Origin of the sequence: Rothia sp. P100 (assembly GCF_023712425.1) — a bacterium.
GTDB classification, from domain to species: Bacteria; Actinomycetota; Actinomycetes; order Actinomycetales; family Micrococcaceae; genus Rothia; species Rothia endophytica.
Genome location: NZ_JAMAYG010000002.1, coordinates 360,655 through 377,162, shown reverse-complemented (window position 1 = coordinate 377,162; position 16,508 = coordinate 360,655). Strand labels below are relative to the sequence as shown.

Below are 16,508 nucleotides of genomic sequence, written 5' to 3'. Positions count from 1 at the left end.
GCGGAGCACCAGGTGGTGCTCCTTTTCTATTTAAGGAGCGCCACCTGTGTCAACTGTCGGCAAAATCTCGATACGAGTATTTCCAGACACCTCAAAACTCCGTAGCGAACTCAAAACCTCCCTCGAACGCATCGAGAACAAGGTCAAGGGAAAAGTAAACGTCGAAGTCGAACTCGACCGCGCCTCCCTGGCCAAAATGCGGGCCACTCTTAAAGCACTCAATGAGGTCATCCATCTCAACGCTGAAGCTGACATCCGCCATGCAAAAGACAAACTGCAAGAACTCAAAGAAGACTTGGATGTAACCGTCAACGCCGACGCTGACACAGGAGCCGCGAATGCCTCCTTGATGCGTCTAGCCCGAGACCGCATTGCTAACATCCGAGTAAATCTCACAGGGCTAACTGCCGCTAACACCGCTCTCATGGCGCTCGCCGGCGGCAACGTGCTGAAGAAATTCGGTACAGGAATCAAAGATCTCTTCACCAACTTCGACACCATAGCTATGCGCACAGCAACTATGGGCACCGCGCTGACTTCTCTTCTGGCAGTAGCTGGTTCAGCCGCTGGCGGCCTCTTCACTTTGGGGTCATCTCTCGCCGCGATGGCACCAGCAGCCCTAGCATTACCGGGTATTTTCGCTGGTGTAGGCGTAGGTGTAGGCGTCATGGTCGCAGCGCTCAAAGATGCAGGCACCTACCTGGGGCATTTCAAGGAAGACTTCTCAGCCATTCAAGACTCCATCTCTGGAGCTTTCTGGGAACGCGCTGCAGAGCCTCTGCAAAACCTAGTCCAAAGCGTTCTGCCCGTACTCTCACAACGGCTCACCGAAATAGGATCAGAACTAGGTGGAGTTTTCGCCGCAGTATCCAACGCCGCAGCCGAAGAGACGTCTCTCAAGGTACTAGACGGAGCACTGCAAAACCTACGCGACTCCATCAACATCGCGGGAGACGGCTTCGGCTCATTCACCGCTGCCATGGTCCGCCTGGCCGGTGTTGGTTCTGCTTACCTGCCTGGTTTGGCTAGTGCTTTCAACGAGATGTCCTACTCTTTTGAGGCATGGATTAATAAGAACACTGATTCTGGTCAAATCTTCGCCTGGATTGATAGCGGACTCCAGCAACTCAAATATCTAGGCTCAGCACTAGGCGCAGTGGGGGGCATTTTCGCCAGCATCGCCCGTGCAGCTAATGCAGCTGGTGGCGGCGGCCTAAAAGCTCTGGCCGATAATCTTCAGGCCATCAACGAAGTGATGAAAGGGCCAGCCTTCCAAGGCGCCCTAACTACCTTTTTCGCCGGTGCAGCAGCTGGCACCTCTGCACTAATGCCAGGCATCAAAGCAATAGGCGGAGCATTCGAGGCCCTAGCCCCCACTATCGCATACGCGATGGAAACTGCCGGTAAAACCGTCAGCATAGCACTGGGCGGAATATCCAGCGCACTCTCAAATCCAGCATTTGGAGCAGGCATCAAAGCCCTCTTCGCAGGAATTCTGGTAGCCGTAGATGCACTAGCCCCCGCTTTCACGGAACTCGGGCCAGTGTTTGGAGCGCTCGCCTCGGCCATTGGTCAGGTGGTTTCTCAGCTAGCACCGGTTATCGCTCAGATTATTTCAGGGTTGGCACCTGCTTTTACTCAGCTGGTGCAGGCTATGGAGCCAGTCATCACGGCTCTGACTAGTAAGCTCAGCGGGGCTCTTGAGTTTCTGATTCCGATTATCCAGAACGTAATTACGTGGGTAGCTGGATTCATGGAGCAATTTCCTGGGCTTAGCGCAACCATTTTGATTGTTGTTGCAGCGGTCGGGTTGTTCATCGCTGCTTTCATTGGAATTGTTACAGCAGTTGCACCGGTTGTATCAGCGCTAGCGCCAATCGTTACTGCTCTTGCAGCTGTTCTGAGCGTTACCGCCGCTGTGGCGGCTGGGTGGATTGCTGCCGGTATTGCCATCGTGGCCGCTGTCATCGCGCTGGTAGTCGCCATCGTCGCTAACTGGGACACAATCAAAGAGTGGACGGTCAGCACCTGGAATGCCATCGTCGAAGCTATTACCGCCGCCTGGGAATGGATTGTGCAAGCAATCAGCACCGGCCTTCAGGCTGTTTCTGATTTCTTCACTAATGGCTGGGCCGCGCTAGTCGAGTTCGTGACTACCACTTGGGAGAACATCGGCCTAGCTATCCAAACAGCGTGGGAGAACATCGTTCTCTTCGTCCAAACTGGAATCCAGGCTGTTTCTGATTTCTTCACTAATGGCTGGGCCGCGCTAGTCGCGTTCGTGACCACCACTTGGGAAAACATCGGGCTAGCAATCCAGCTAGCATGGACCTTCATCACCGAGGCCGTCAGCGCAGGTATAGCAGCTGTGGTCCAGTTCTTCATAGACCTACCACAGACACTCTATGACCTTGTAGTGAATGGCATGGCCCTCGTCCTAGCGGGCATGATTCTGGGCATCACCTGGCTCGTCCAAACCGTTACTGAAGGTATTGAAAACATCAAAACCTTCTTCGTTGAGGGATGGGCATTCATCACCGAAACAGCGAGAGCCACCTGGGAAGCGATTCCCCAGCTCATTGCCGCTGGATGGGAATGGATAAAAACCACCATTGCTAATGGAATCCAGGCCGCTATTGAATTTGTGACCTCCGGTTGGGAATCAATTAGGTCAACTTCCCAGGCTATCTGGGAAGCCCTACCTATCCTTATCGCTGCCGCATGGGAAATCATCAAAGCCCGCGTAAGCGAAGCCGTAGAGAACCTCAAAACCATGATCACTGCCGGTTTCGAAGCCGCCAAGCAATTCGCTATCGACGCAGTCAACGGACTCAAAGACGGCGTCGTCAACGGCTTCAACACCGCAAAAGACATGGCCATCACCGCAGTCACCTCGCTACGCGATATGGCGGTGAATGCATTCAACGCACTACGGGATGGCGTATCAAATGCAATCGAGAATATAAAAACATTCATCACCAACGGCTTCACCACCGCCAAACAAATTGCAACCGATATGGTCAGCCAGCTCGCCCAAGCAGTCTCACAAAAAATCCAAGAAGTAGTCGGGTTCTTCCGAGAACTCCCCGGAAAAATCGTGAGCGCCATAGGAAACGCTGCGCAAATGCTCTACAACGTGGGAGCAGATATTATCCGCGGCATGATCAACGGCATCAAAGGAATGGCGGGGGGCGTCGCTGACGCAATCGGCGGCGTAGTAGGCGATGTCAAACAAAGAGCCAAAAACCTCCTCGGCATCAAATCACCCTCACGCGTCTTCCGCCAAATCGGTGTCTACACCGGTGAAGGCTTCGCCCAAGGCATCGAAAAAATGACCGGCAAAGCACAAACCGCCGTAGAAAACATGGTCGCAGTCCCCACCGCCAACATCCCACCCATCAACCACTCAGCCACAACGGCAACAGGCACGGGTGGAATGAACACCGCATCCAGCTACGACAACGGTAACGCGCTCGCGTCTCTTGCTGAAGTTCTGAATCGTCTGGAAGAAGTAGATCCGCGTAGCTTCATGATGATGAAGCGCCGCGCAGAAAGGTTGGTCTAATGACAGGTTGGATTGGCACACCTGCCAAAATGCATGAATTTCTCTGGCCGGTCAGCCTCAAGGAGGGCATACCGACTCGGTACTCGATTCAGCAGGCCGCGGCGAAGTCCTGGGCGTTTGTGACCTCTCCACCGGCTACTCGCAATCGTGAGTGGTCGGTGGAGTTGGATGGCACAAATGCAGATTCGGCGGTAATCCGCTCTTTTCTGTATGGTGCCTATGGGCCTGGGCCTTTCCACTTCATCTCTGAAGCGGCATCTTTGACTAATGCCTTGACCCCGGCGCAGTCTTTACTCTCCGGGGTTAGTAATGGTGGCGCGGTGGCCACGGCTGACGGTGGGCATTCTCCGGCTTCGCTGGTTGGTGGGGGTTTGACGGTGCTTGCCGATAAGGTTCCGGTGCTCCCTGGGGCGCCGGTGACGGTTTCTGTGGATGCTTCGGGGGCTACTGAGCTTATTATTCAGCCGCGAACGGTAACCGGTGCGAATGCCGGCGGGGCGAAGTCTGTAAGGGCTGCCGGTGATTTGATGCAGCGTATTCATGCTTTCATTCCCTCCATGCCGGCTACCGCCCGCACCATCACGATTAGTGCCCAGGGTTTTAACCAGCTGGCTTGTCCCCAGGTGGTGTGGGCTGAGCGGCCTAGTCCTTGGGATGTGGGTGGCGGGGCTGATTCGGTGATTCTATTAGACGGATCTTCTAGCTTCCATAATTTTGAGCTTTACAGCCGCGATTTCTGGCGGGAAATGACTCTAACCATCAAGGAGGTGGGCTAATGCAGCAACTACCCTACGAACCTGGTCCTGTCATTGAGACCCGCCTACGCGTTTATATCAATGGTATCGAGCGTTTGCATACCTCGGCGTCCTGGGCTATTGAATCTAGCGGGGGTCTGCCTGCTAATCTAGTGAATGCCGGTGCTGAGGTGCGTTCACGAACTGGGTCTATCACTTTCGCTCCCATTCAGGCGGTTACATCACATCAGCCTCTACCGGTACGCCGTAATGATGGGTGGCCACCTACGGCGGGGGATCGTGTGGTAATTGATGCTGAGGTCGGCGGGAAAACTTTCCGCCGCTTCACAGGCTACCTAAAGACGCCCAGCACTGACCTAACCACTGGCATAATCACCGTACCGATTACAGATGGGTTGGGTGATACCCTTGAGCGAATCGTTTCCTTGCCACCCCTGGTTTTCGGTAATTCTTATGCGCGCTCTCATTTCCAAGTCATGCGGGCTTTGGAAGAGTGCGGGCTGGGGGTGCTACCCCCGGTGAATACTAATGCGATTTACCATAATGGTATGCAGGGCGGCATGTGGGATTCAGTGGGAGAGAAATCTGATGCTGGAATTGGCTATGGTGTCGGGGTGGGGAACTATGGGTTAAATAGCGCAGATATGACACTGCGCATCACCACTAGGGCACGCCGTCACCCTATTCTGGTTATGATGGGCCGCGCCTCGAATGATTCGGACACTCTGCGCCTGCAGATGACGGTCAGCGGGGTCACTCACACGCTTGAATATAGCCCTAAGAGTAAAGAAATTAGGCTTTCCAACTCTTCTGAGGGGCTGAAAAAGGTTGATTCTTACGCTGGGGCATCAGCTAACCCGCTGATCTGCTTTTTTATTAATCGCGGGCAGGTGGGAGTATTCACTTCCCCAAGCACTTACACAACTGCAGTCACTTCTACTGATAGCACTGCCACCCCTAGCGGGGGGCAGGTCACTAGAGCTGCGGGTACAGCAATTTACGAGGTTCCTTCTCTCGATTACTTGGCCAAAATGATGGCTGAAGCTACTGAAGCCCCTGCTAAATTCGCTTCCTCAACCCTGGAGCAGGTGCGCCTGAGCGCTTGCCGGGGCTTTGAAAACACCAAAGCGTCTGAGGTAATCAATGCTTGGTGTGAGTCCACTTTGGGGTTTGTGCATGCTGATGAATTTGGGCAGGTACTAGTAGGGACCCGTGACTCGCTTTTACGTAAAAACTTCTCTACCAGTGATGTGCTCAGCGAAAAGGTTTTCGGGGGTAGCTTCGAGACAAACCGTGACCTGACCATGCGAAACATTTACATTGAGGGTGATACTTACAACATTCAAGGTAATGGTTCAGCAGCTAAAGTGGTGGTGTATCAGCCTGATCGTGCTACTGAAATCGATAAAACCCAGGATAATGTGGAATTCATTTCATGGGCTGACGATGTGGATGTTATTGGGCTTGATACTGACTTGAAGATGATTATTGACGCCTCAGATAACATCGATAATCGCGCAGCTTATGATGATGAAATTGGCTCCTTCACTGGCATCTGCTTCTCTGACCCTGTGGTTGAGGGGCGTATGCGGTGGACTGGTAAAGGTTATGAGGATATTTCAGCTTGGCTTGAGACTCTGGGGCAGCGGGCAGTGAAAATAACTCACCGGCTGGCCCGCTTTACGGATGCTTGGAAGTATTACACAGTTTCCCCAACCGCCGGTGTCGATGAAATTCGCGAACCCTTACGCGGGCAGCCTATGCCAGTGCTACGAGCACGATACCGTGTGCAGTGGACGAAATTCATGCGCCAGGGTCGCACGCAAGGCCCAGTATGGGGTCAGGATTTTACCCTGAAATCTTCCCATTTCTTGCACCCCGATGATGCCCAGCGGATAGCTGACGCGCTTTCAGCGGAAATGAGCCAAGAGCAAATCAGCTTTGAGAAACTGCCTATGCTCTGGGATCCGCGTAAGCAGGTCTCGGACGTATGCGCACTTCGCGTCATGGAAAAAGTAAGCGGTCTGCCCCGTTTCACTTGGTCTGCTGAATACATCCTGACCGGGTATAAGGAGTCCTGGGAAGGTAATGTCCCCACCTGGGAGGGTGACCTTTCGGTGCGTAAGGTGACAGACCACCTAGCGGGTAAGACCTACGCAGACCTGACCGCTGCTTACGCGACATATGGGGAGATACCAGCCGATAAGAGCTACCAGCAGTTGTATGACGGTCTACCAAGGAGGATTTTCTAATGGCAGATTACGGCGGTGTAACCGCGCATTCGGGCATCCCCTACCGAGGTAACGACTCCCCCGCTGACATCGATGATGACAACGAAGCTGCCTATAAGGTCATTGACGCGAAACTCGCTGACGTGGATTCCCGACTAGCTGCCCGTGAGAATGTCTTTATCGTTCACGAGGGCGAGGGGCAATACTCATTCCATAACGGCCTGGGCGAGCCTTTGGCTGTCCAGGCTAATAATGACGGAGATTGGGAGATTATCGCATGACCTATGTAACCGGTGAAATCTACCTACCCTACGGCCCCGGCGGGCGCACCCCTGCTGAGGGGGAAGTTACTTTCATTCAAAAGGCTCTGGCTTCTAAAGCAGGGGCCGTTTTTATACCTGCCACTTGTACCACCAAGGTAAACGCTGGGGCCATGAAACCGATTGAGCTGAGCCCCGGCCTATGGCAAGTCTCGTTCAAGGCGGGCCATCGCTCAGTTACATTGCCGCCTTTACAGGTGGAGGGCGAGCAGATGGTTATTGCCGCTGACGAAACACCAGGGGACGGCACCTACATCATCAAAACCAGCGTTGACTCTCCAGTCACCCATCTGGGGGACGGGACCTACCGATTAGGAGAAATCTAAATGGCCACTACCATCAAAGGGCTGCTACCCACAGGGAAAGCGCCCAGCGTACTCAAGGCTGAAATCCTTGAGATGGTCAAAACCAACGCACCGGCGCCAGATCTGAGTGCATATGCAACCAAAACTGAGTTATCTAGCATTTCCACTATCCAGGAAGTGTCCGGGGCAGTAGACCTCTCTGCGACGGGCCCTGCTGTGAAAGAGTTTTACACTCTGGCATCGACCACAATCGCCGGTAAGACTTACGAACCGGGGGTCGGGGTAGTCTGCTCCCGAAATTCCACGGGTCAGTGGCGCTGCATTGAAGTGCGCTTTACCGGTAAGAACGCTAACGTACAGCTTCAGGCCGTCAAGCTCACCGTAATCCCTACAGCTGATGGGGCAACTATCACTTGGGTAGGTGTGCCTGGTGCTGATTCGTATGTTTACCGTCTCGATGGTGGCCCCTGGCTAGTGGTAGATGGAGCATCTTTGATACTCAAAAACCAAGCCGCTGCAAGTAGTCACACAGTAGAGGTGGCCGCCGTATCGAACGGGATCGTGGGTAGCGTAGCGGAAACCCGGTACCGTGTAGCGGGTAGCGTGCAAGAGGTTTTCCATGATACTTTTACGGGCGCAAACGGGGTTGCTCTTACGGAACTAAGGAACTCGCTTACTTGGTCTGCCCCAGCGGACGCCACTCAGATTGCGGGCCAAATAGCAACGTTATCTGGTGAGGCTATTACTAGCCGGGATGCTACGTGGAGGGGAGGGCGAACTCGCTTTATTGGGGAAGTCCTAATTACTTTCAAGTATTCTCGATTTGCGCGTAAAGGTAATTTTAGATTCGCGCTTGGCCCGAAGCAGTTTGTTGTTTCATCGAACGGCCCAACTATCGGTGTAGATGCCCCGCCTCCTTACAAGCCCTTCTCTGGGTTAATCGGCAATAGAGGAGATGTAGCAGTTGCTATCCTCGGAGGGACCGCCACTCTATGGGTTGACAGCGTCAAAGTTGGGGACTTCACTCTAGGAGGAAACCCTGAAAAGTTCTTTGAAGTTCTCACCAACATAGGTATGGCAATCACAGATCTTCATATCCAGCCCTACACAGGTGTAGAACTTCCTCAGAAGCTCACACTTAAAGGTCAGAAGAACCCTGGGGAAACAATTTTTACAGATGATTTTTCGGTTCAAGGTCCGTTGCTTGGCAAGGGCCAGTGGGTTTCACTTCAAACCAATCAAGGCCTTGTGGCAGTGGACGGTGTCCTCAAACCGGGTGGCGGCTATAGCTGTTCAGCTGTATTTGCAGGCCAAGAGAATATGGAAGTTTCAGCCACGCTAAAATCTGTACCTACCGGAGGGAACTGTGTTCTTTTCGCGCATTCTCCGGCTATCGAAGATATTGCTGGGGTGCGCCTAGAAATCACGGCTACGACAGTTACTTGTGTTACTCCGGGGTCGCCCGACCAGGCGCTAGGGGCACCAGTGGCAGGTTCAACTTATTACGTTCGAGTCATCAACGGCCGTGCCGAGTTCCGAGCTATATCATCAGCTGGTGGAATCGTTTCCAAGGATGCACCTTTTACGGGGCCTCTTACTATGTGCGCCGGCGTAGCTACCAATAACGGCGCCGGGTGGACGCTGGATGATTTCACAGTCAAAGGGGCGTAAATGCTTTTATCTTCTGCTAAATCGAATGATGAACTGGCTATTTTCGCTGACAGTGGAGTACCTTACCCTATTGCTGGAAGATCGCCGTTCAACGCCCCACACCCTATGCCTTTTACGGTGGACTCAGGTAATCCTGAGCAGTCATGTCACCCTACGGTTGTTGATTTTGGCCCAGATAGGAAGTTCGGGGGGTATAGATATTGGATGTCAGTCACCGATTACGGTGGTCAGCATAACGGGGAAAACCCGCACATCTTATGCTCGAACGACCCATACAACTTTGCGTGGCCCGAAGGAGTTCAAAATCCTTTATGGACGGTCCAGCAGATGTATGACCTTCACCCCGATATGTCTCCCCTCAATCCTGATGTTAATCAGCAGTGGAACTCTGACCCTGAGCTCGTTTACGACCAAGACAAGAATATTCTTGCGCTTTTTTACCGCGAGATGTGGCCTAGTGGTGGTAAGGAACGGTTATGGCTAACCACCTCATCTGACGGGCGTACCTGGTCTATCCCCGAGCTGCTACAGGAATTCGATAATGAGCGAGCTGAAGGGGATGGGCTTTCGCTGCTGTCTCCTTGTATCGTTAAAGTCGCCCAGGATGATTGGAGAATGATCTGCTGGGGTGAGGGTGCAGGTATGCGGCGTGCTAAGACCATGTACGGCCCGTGGTCTAAACCAGAATCCTGGAAGGGCGATGGTTCTTGGCATGGCTCTGTCTATTATAAGGACGGCGTCTTTTACGGCTTTGGGGGGTTACATTCTCAGGATGCTTTCGTGTCTTACGATGGGGTCAATTGGGTGCGCCGCGCTCGAATAATATCGCCATCTAAGGAGTTCGAGCGAGGTGGTATGTATCGCGGTTTTATAACTCCGCATGAGGACGGTAAAAACTTTCGAGTGTGGTATGGCACTCAGTGGCCTTTTCATATTGCCTATACCGTTTTGCCGAAGTCTTTGTGGGGTGAGGGGTAATGCCATCCGTGCGCTACACACCCAGATGGCGGCCGCACTTAAAGGCTGGTGGGATGATTAGATGCACTACATATGCCCCTGGGAGGTGAGCGCGTGGGAATACCAGATATTTCTAATACCGGCTCACCAATTCTGGATTTAGTCGTGGATGTGGGAGCAGGCGCCCTAGTGCTGGGTCTTCTGCTGCTGTGGCAGATGATGAAGAAACGCTTTGTGAAGTTGCAGCAGAGCGTTGAGGGAGTCGCTGCTAGCGCTGAAAAGGCAGCGCAGGACGCTGCTGTTGCCAGGGAACACACTGAAAATTCTCACGGCTCTACCGCTAACCCAAACTTGCGTGATGACCTTGATGCAAAGCACTCCCAGACCCATAAAGAACTGGCTAATCTTGCGAAGATGATGTCGCGCATGGAGAATGCCCAAGCTCGCACTGATAAGGAGCTTTCGCGTATTAACGACACGTTGCTTGATGATCGTGAGGCCACCCGTGAGGTGGGCAAAAAGCTTGATGCTCATATCGAGCAGAAGCTTGGCTTTGAGCAGCGCATCACCGTGGTGGAGTCAAAGCTTGATAGCCATCGCAAAATAACTGAAGCCCCTTAGATAGGGCTTTTTTTATACCCGAAACCGCCCTGCCCGGCAACCCTGCTGGGTGGGGCTTTCTACTACCCAAAATATGAAAGGAGGCTTTGTGGCTACCTTTACTCCAGATAGTTCACTGGTCACTTCGACCTCGTTATCACCTAACCGCACCGTCACCAATGGCCGGTACGCACGCGTAGTTGTGTTGCACACCATGGAAACTGACGAGCACTCGACCGTTGCGGAAGCTATTGGCGGCGGATGGTTCATGAACCCTACCGCTATGGCTTCTGCTCACTACAACGTGGACAACGACTCCATCGTGCAGGGTGTCCCTGAAAAGGACATGGCTTGGACAGCTCCGGGCACTAATGAGGACGGTATTCAGATTGAGCAGGCTGGCCGTGCCGGTCAGACCGCTGACCAGTGGGCAGATCCTTATAGCTCGGCCATGCTCGATAATACCGCCCGCCTAGTGGCTGATATTTGCCACCGCAACGGCATTCCCCCGGTGAAGCTAACTGACGAGCAGCTCGCTGCAGGGCATATGGGCATCATCGACCACGGCCAGGCGTCCCGGGTCTACCGACTCTCGGATCACTGGGACGTCGGGCCCGGGTTCCCGTGGGTCGGTTTCATGGCCAAAGTCCGTCACTACTACGACGGCGGCAATCCCGCTGCCGCACCTACTGTTTCTTCAACTTCTTCTAACGATTGGTTTGATATGGCTACTAAAGCTGACCTCGAAAACGCTGTTTTCAACACCCCCCGCTCTGAGTGGGGAGGCCGCACCCTGACAGAGATGCTGCAGGATAACAACCGCGATACCTACAGCACCCTGCGCATGGTGCGTCACCTCTTCAACCTATTCCGTATCGGTATTCCCGGTGTTCTCACTGATGGTGCCCTGGGGTGGAAGCTGCGCTCCATCTTCGGGTATGACGAGTCCAAGATGGGCAAGGCTCGCAAGGATGAGTTCGAGAACGACAAGCGCAACCAGTTCCGCTGGTAGTAAGGAGACTCCAATGAATGTACTTGATAATTCAACCCGGAGCCGTGTTATCGGTTCTACCGGTGCTTTTGCGACCGGCGGCACCGCTCTAGGTGGCGCGGTAGCTACCATCATTTACGAGCTTTTCCTGCCGAATCTGACACCGAACGGGGCACTGGCACTGGGCGTCATCTGCTCATCTATCCTGGCATTGCTTGGAAGCTGGGCAGCACCATCAAAGAAAGCTGAGACCGAGGCCTACCTCGGCTCGGTGCTGGCTATGGCCCAGTACGGAGATCATGGCCGCCTGCAATCGGCTTCATCGGTCAGTGCAGAGCCTGCTTCTACTGAGCCTGTTTCTGGGCTTGAAGCTGGTTACGAGCTTATTGACGTAGGTGGAACCGAGTTCACTGACCCTGCGTACGCTTCTACGAAGTAACATCTGATACCCCCGTCCCCGCTGCGTGCGGCGGCCGGGGGCTTCTTTTTTTGGTTGACCTTCAGGGTGGCAAGGAAATTCCAAAAAAACTTCCCGCCCACCACTAGTCCAGAGCGCTCGCTGCCAGCAAATCAGCATCTACGGCCAAATGGCCATAGGTATTGACTGTGGTGGTAATGGATTCGTGGCCCAGCCGCGCCTGGATGGTCGGTAGCGGCACTCCCCTCTCGATGAGGCGGGAAGCGTGGGTATGGCGTAAATCGTGTGGGCGTGGCCGTGCCCCTAGCTCTGCGCCGATGGAATCCATGAGTGGCCCCCAGATCCTTTCGTGAAAATACCCATTACTGACGTGCTGGCCGCCGGGGCGGGTGAAGATGAGGGTTTCCGGGTGGGCCTCTGCTGGGCGGATTGCCTGCAGCAGTGAGGTGATTTCGCGTGGCATGACCACGGTGCGGATGCCTTTGGCGGTTTTTGGTGGGCCGATGATGTCACCGATGCCGGGGAGCCCTGATTTTTTCCATGCCCTGGTGACGCGAATAATGCCCCTCTCCCCCGCTAGGTTTACATCCTGCCAGCGTAGGGCCGCAGCCTCGTTATAGCGTAGCCCTGTATCGAGTAGGAGCTTGCAGAAGGTGAAAATCATAGGGTCTTCAATGGCACTTAGTAGGAGGTTGGTCTGCTGCAGGGTGAGGAATACTGGCGGCTTTGCGGGCAAGGCCTTGGGTATTTTGATTCCCTTGGCGGGGTTAGAGGGTATGAGCCCATCTTTGACGGCTCCCTGCAGCGCCGCTGAGAGTAGGGCGTGGATATTCTTCTGAGTCTTGGGTGCGCGGGTGATGGAGGCTACCCAGCCGGCTACATCGTGGCGTGTGAGGGTATCTACTGGGATTGCTCCGAGGCTCGCGGTGATGTGATTCTTTTGCGCTGCTCGGTATTTTTTGCGCGTGTACTCATCAACCCCGGTGAGCGAGTCGATATGGCGGGTGATGACGGCGTCAACGGTGGGGGCTTGTGATCTCATTCGTCCGGCGGTCTTAGCTGCCTCGGCGAAGCTCTGGCCATTGGAATTGAGGAAATCGGTGAGCATCTTGGCATCAGCTTCGGTAGCCAGGGTGCGCGATGCCTGTTTACCGGTATCTACATCTCTCCAGAGGACATTCCAGGCGACAGTGCCGTCTTTTCGAACACGTTTTCTAATGCTTGCCATGCTTAAAGTATGCACCTGAGTCAACGAAAAAGCCCCTCCTGTCAACAGAAGGGGCTTCTTGTATGTTCCCACTAGGGGTTATATAGTGCGCGAGGGGGGACTTGAACCCCCACCCTCTAATACGAGGACTAGCACCTCAAGCTAGCGCGTCTGCCTATTCCGCCACCCGCGCAAGGTGTTTACTCAAGCCATAAAAGCTCTCGTAGGCAACGAATAAATACTCTACAGGTCTCTGCGCGAACTGGCAAATTAAAGCTCCCCCGCCGTCCTAGGCTTTAGTCCGTATCCTCGCAACTGGTGTGGCCGAGCAAAAAAATTCACCAAAGGCGCCCACCAAAAATAATCAGTTTAACTGATTAGATAACTTGCTAAAAAATCCCCGGTTCTTACGAACCGGGGATGATCTCTGTGCGCGAGGGGGGACTTGAACCCCCACCCTCTAATACGAGGACTAGCACCTCAAGCTAGCGCGTCTGCCTATTCCGCCACCCGCGCAAGGTGTCTCACCAGCAAGCTTTGCAGCCCACTCGTTTGGCAACAAGTAATAACTTACCCCCACCTGACCGCCGCCCGCAAATCAAAACCACCGCATTTACCTTAAGATGCGTCACACCCAGCTTTCATTCCTTTACCTTCCGGCTACTTCCCTGCTTCTTTACGCAACTCTGTTGAGTGGTGCAGGAGTTTTCAGCTGTCTGCAACTACGATAAGTGATGTGAATAACGAGAATCTGACCCAAGAAGAAGCCAGCCAGCGCGCCAGCATTATTAGCGTTGATACCTACGATGTGCACGTTGATCTCACCAATGCAACGAGCGACTTTGCCACCTACCCCACTGCAACCACCGTCAAATTCACCGCAGTGGCCGGTGAATCAACCTTCATTGACTACATTCACCAGTCCCTGGATTCAGTTAAACTCAATGGCGTAATGCTGAATACAGAGGATGTCGTCGAAGGGTCACGAATTACCCTGCCCAACCTACATGCAGAAAACCAGCTGACCATCAAAGGGCGCTCCTACTTCAGCCGTTCAGGGGAAGGTCTACATCGGTACGTTGACCCCGCAGACGGCAAAATCTACCTCTACACCCAGTACGAACCAGCTGATTGTAGACGTGTCTTTCCTGTTTTTGAGCAGCCTGACCTCAAAGCTATCTTCAACTTCCGTGTCACCGCCCCCAAAAAGTGGGTGGTGAGTTCCAACGCTGAACTGGACCGTGAAATTGAGGACCCCTCAGATTCCAGCATCACTAAGCGGGTGTTTAAACCAACTGCCAAGATTTCTACCTACATCACCACCATCCTGGCGGGTGAGTACTTCACTGCGTTTGATACATACACCCCTCAAGCCAAGGTCAATTCAGGGACAATCCCACTGGTTGCTTACTGCCGCCAATCTCTCAAAGAACACTTTGATTATGGGAACATCTTCACCGTTACCAAGCAGGGCCTCGACTACTTTCAAGACCTCTTTGACTACCCCTACCCCTACCCCAAGTACGAACAGGCTTTTGTTCCCGAATACAATTTGGGGGCCATGGAGAACCCCGGACTGGTGACCTTTACCGAGGCTTATATCTACGTTTCTGGTGCCACAGCATCTCAGTATGAGTCCCGTGCCAACGTTATTTGCCACGAAATGAGCCACATGTGGTTTGGTGATTTAGTCACCATGAAATGGTGGAACGATTTGTGGCTCAAAGAATCCTTTGCCGATTTCATGGGCCACCTGGGTGCCCGTGAAGCCAACGGGTTCGAGGATGCCTGGGTCACCTTCGCCAATTCACGTAAAGCTTGGGCCTACCGGCAGGACCAACTACCCACCACGCACCCCATCGTGGCTGAGATACCCCACCTTGAAGCGGCCCGCCAAAACTTTGACGGAATTACCTATGCTAAGGGTGCCTCGGCTCTCAAACAGTTGGTTGCTTACGTGGGCTTTGACCGCTTTATTGAAGCCGCTCGGATTTACTTCAAACGCTTCGCGTGGGGTAACACCACGCTAGAGGATTTTCTGGGTGTACTGAATGAGGTCTCAGACAGGGACGTACTCTCCTGGGCCAGCGCCTGGCTTCAGACCAGCGGGCTTTCGGAGCTTTCAACCCGCCGCGTTTTCGACGATGCCGGTAAGCTCTCCGAGCTGCGTCTGACCCAAACACTGCCCCCCGGCGTCCCGCCAGAACTCGGACGACCTCACCAGCTTAAGCTTGCGACTTATAGCCTCGAGGAAGATAAGCTACAGCAGACCGGGCTCATCAGCGTTGAGATTCCAGCAAATACCAATAATGTCATCCTTGATCTAACCGATGAAGAGAAGTCTCTGGTCGAAACCGCTGATCTGCTTCTGCTCAATGCTGAGGATCTGACCTACGCCAAAATCAGTCTGGCTGATGAAGAAGGCCGCGCTCTAGCACTGACTCACGTTTCAACCATCGATGATGCCCTTTCACGCGGCTTAATATGGGTTAGCCTGTGGAACCAGGTGCGCGATGCCAAGCTACCCGCTCGTCTCTTTGTGAATGCGGTGGCGCATGCCGCCTCCCAGGAGAGCTCAGCAACCCTGCTCTCTAATTTATTGAATCAAGCACAGGGGGCCATCTCGCTTTACACACCGGCAGCCCAGCGTGCGGAGCTCTGGGATTCTCTCTATTCTGCGTTGGAAAACGCCCTTGAAGCAGCGACACCCGGCAGTGACACCCAGCTCATTACTCTGCGTGCATTACTTGCTATCTCTGCCCACTCCCCACTGGGGTTGGAGCTTATCACTGATGTAGCACGAGGCGCCTGCCAAAGCGTGCCCGGTGATATAAGCGCAGCACCGGGTGTTAGCTACAACCAAACCCTTGGCTGGAATGCTCTGGGAGCCTTGGCAACGCAGGATGCACTAACTCCTGAGAATCTTCATCAGGCGCGTGACTACAATTCATCTGCGACCTCGGAACGAGGTTTTGCTTATGCTGTGGCGGCCGCTCCGAGGACCGAAGCAAAAGAGGCAGCTTTTGAAGCTGTTACAGGTGATGAGGGGCTGTCCAATGAACTTCTCTCAGCAACCGCCAGCGGCTACCAGCAGGGCCCAGAAAACCTCCGTATGATTCACCGAGACCGTTACTTCGAGCTGTTGCTGCCCACGTGGGAACAGCGTTCAATTGGCATGGCTACGCGAGTTATTCAGGGGCTCTACCCTAACGCAGATATCGCCGAAGGGATGGTCAACGAGAACCCGCTGATTGCAGCCACCGAAGAATGGCTGGCAAAGAACCCAGCAGCGCCAACAGCCCTGATACGCGTCATCCTTGAACTTCATGATGACGCCATTCGTATTCTGAAAGCCCAGGCCACCTCGCGCTAAAATGAGTGCGAGACTTTGGTTACTAGCACCCTCAGAAAACCGTGAGAAACTGCTATTGACGCCGGTTTTGGTGGGGTACTTACCCGCCAAAACCGGCAAACCGTGAGAAGCTAGA

General features: G+C 53.7%; 12 protein-coding genes and 2 tRNA genes. 11 read left to right on the top strand and 3 right to left on the bottom strand.

Features of this window, described 5'->3' with window-relative positions; all coding sequences use genetic code 11:
* Nucleotides 1–46: 46 nt before the first annotated feature.
* The 10 genes from M3668_RS06510 (at nt 47) to M3668_RS06465 (ending at nt 11,834) form a co-directional block, all read left to right on the top strand.
* The gene (locus M3668_RS06510) at nt 47–3,565 is read left to right on the top strand and encodes a phage tail protein (protein WP_251380013.1); all 3,519 of its coding nucleotides are present in this window, start codon (nt 47–49) and stop codon (nt 3,563–3,565) included.
* Entirely contained in the window at nt 3,565–4,341 is a 777-nt protein-coding gene (locus tag M3668_RS06505; protein WP_251380012.1) for a hypothetical protein, read from the top strand. Before M3668_RS06510 ends, M3668_RS06505 begins: the two co-directional genes overlap by 1 nt.
* Nucleotides 4,341–6,572 (top strand): hypothetical protein, encoded by a 2,232-nt coding sequence (locus M3668_RS06500; RefSeq protein ID WP_251380011.1) that lies wholly within the window; start codon nt 4,341–4,343, stop codon nt 6,570–6,572. The genes M3668_RS06505 and M3668_RS06500 overlap by 1 nt, the downstream gene beginning before the upstream one ends.
* Nucleotides 6,572–6,832 carry a hypothetical protein gene (locus M3668_RS06495; protein WP_251380010.1) on the top strand — a complete coding sequence of 87 codons (261 nt, stop codon included), beginning with the start codon at nt 6,572–6,574 and terminating at the stop codon, nt 6,830–6,832. The genes M3668_RS06500 and M3668_RS06495 overlap by 1 nt, the downstream gene beginning before the upstream one ends.
* Nucleotides 6,829–7,197, top strand: coding sequence for a hypothetical protein (locus tag M3668_RS06490; protein ID WP_251380009.1), 369 nt, complete (start codon nt 6,829–6,831; stop codon nt 7,195–7,197). The genes M3668_RS06495 and M3668_RS06490 overlap by 4 nt, the downstream gene beginning before the upstream one ends.
* On the top strand, nt 7,198–8,847 hold the full coding sequence (locus M3668_RS06485; RefSeq protein ID WP_251380008.1) for a hypothetical protein: 1,650 nt from the start codon (nt 7,198–7,200) through the stop codon (nt 8,845–8,847).
* A 327-nt stretch (nt 8,848–9,174) separates the two neighbouring features.
* Entirely contained in the window at nt 9,175–9,825 is a 651-nt protein-coding gene (locus M3668_RS06480) for a hypothetical protein (RefSeq protein ID WP_251380007.1), read from the top strand.
* Between the two features lie 93 nt (nt 9,826–9,918).
* Complete coding sequence (locus M3668_RS06475) at nt 9,919–10,425, top strand: hypothetical protein (RefSeq protein WP_251380006.1); 507 nt, start codon at nt 9,919–9,921, stop codon at nt 10,423–10,425.
* Nucleotides 10,426–10,513: 88 nt separating this feature from the next.
* Nucleotides 10,514–11,416 carry an N-acetylmuramoyl-L-alanine amidase gene (locus tag M3668_RS06470; protein ID WP_251380005.1) on the top strand — a complete coding sequence of 301 codons (903 nt, stop codon included), beginning with the start codon at nt 10,514–10,516 and terminating at the stop codon, nt 11,414–11,416.
* A gap of 13 nt (nt 11,417–11,429) precedes the next feature.
* A complete protein-coding gene (locus M3668_RS06465) occupies nt 11,430–11,834 on the top strand; it encodes a hypothetical protein (protein WP_251380004.1) in 405 nt (134 codons plus the stop codon).
* Between the two features lie 103 nt (nt 11,835–11,937).
* On the opposite strand, the gene M3668_RS06460 is transcribed toward M3668_RS06465, so the two are convergent.
* The 3 genes from M3668_RS06460 to M3668_RS06450 form a co-directional block, all read right to left on the bottom strand.
* Nucleotides 11,938–13,041 (bottom strand): tyrosine-type recombinase/integrase, encoded by a 1,104-nt coding sequence (locus tag M3668_RS06460; protein WP_251380003.1) that lies wholly within the window; start codon nt 13,039–13,041, stop codon nt 11,938–11,940.
* 86 nt (nt 13,042–13,127) lie between these two features.
* Nucleotides 13,128–13,213: transfer RNA gene (locus M3668_RS06455), tRNA-Leu, on the bottom strand.
* A gap of 237 nt (nt 13,214–13,450) precedes the next feature.
* A tRNA-Leu gene (locus M3668_RS06450) sits at nt 13,451–13,536 on the bottom strand.
* 220 nt (nt 13,537–13,756) lie between these two features.
* Here M3668_RS06450 and pepN point away from each other — a divergent pair.
* Nucleotides 13,757–16,393, top strand: coding sequence for an aminopeptidase N (gene pepN / locus M3668_RS06445; protein WP_251380002.1), 2,637 nt, complete (start codon nt 13,757–13,759; stop codon nt 16,391–16,393).
* The last annotated feature ends 115 nt before the right edge of the window (nt 16,394–16,508 follow it).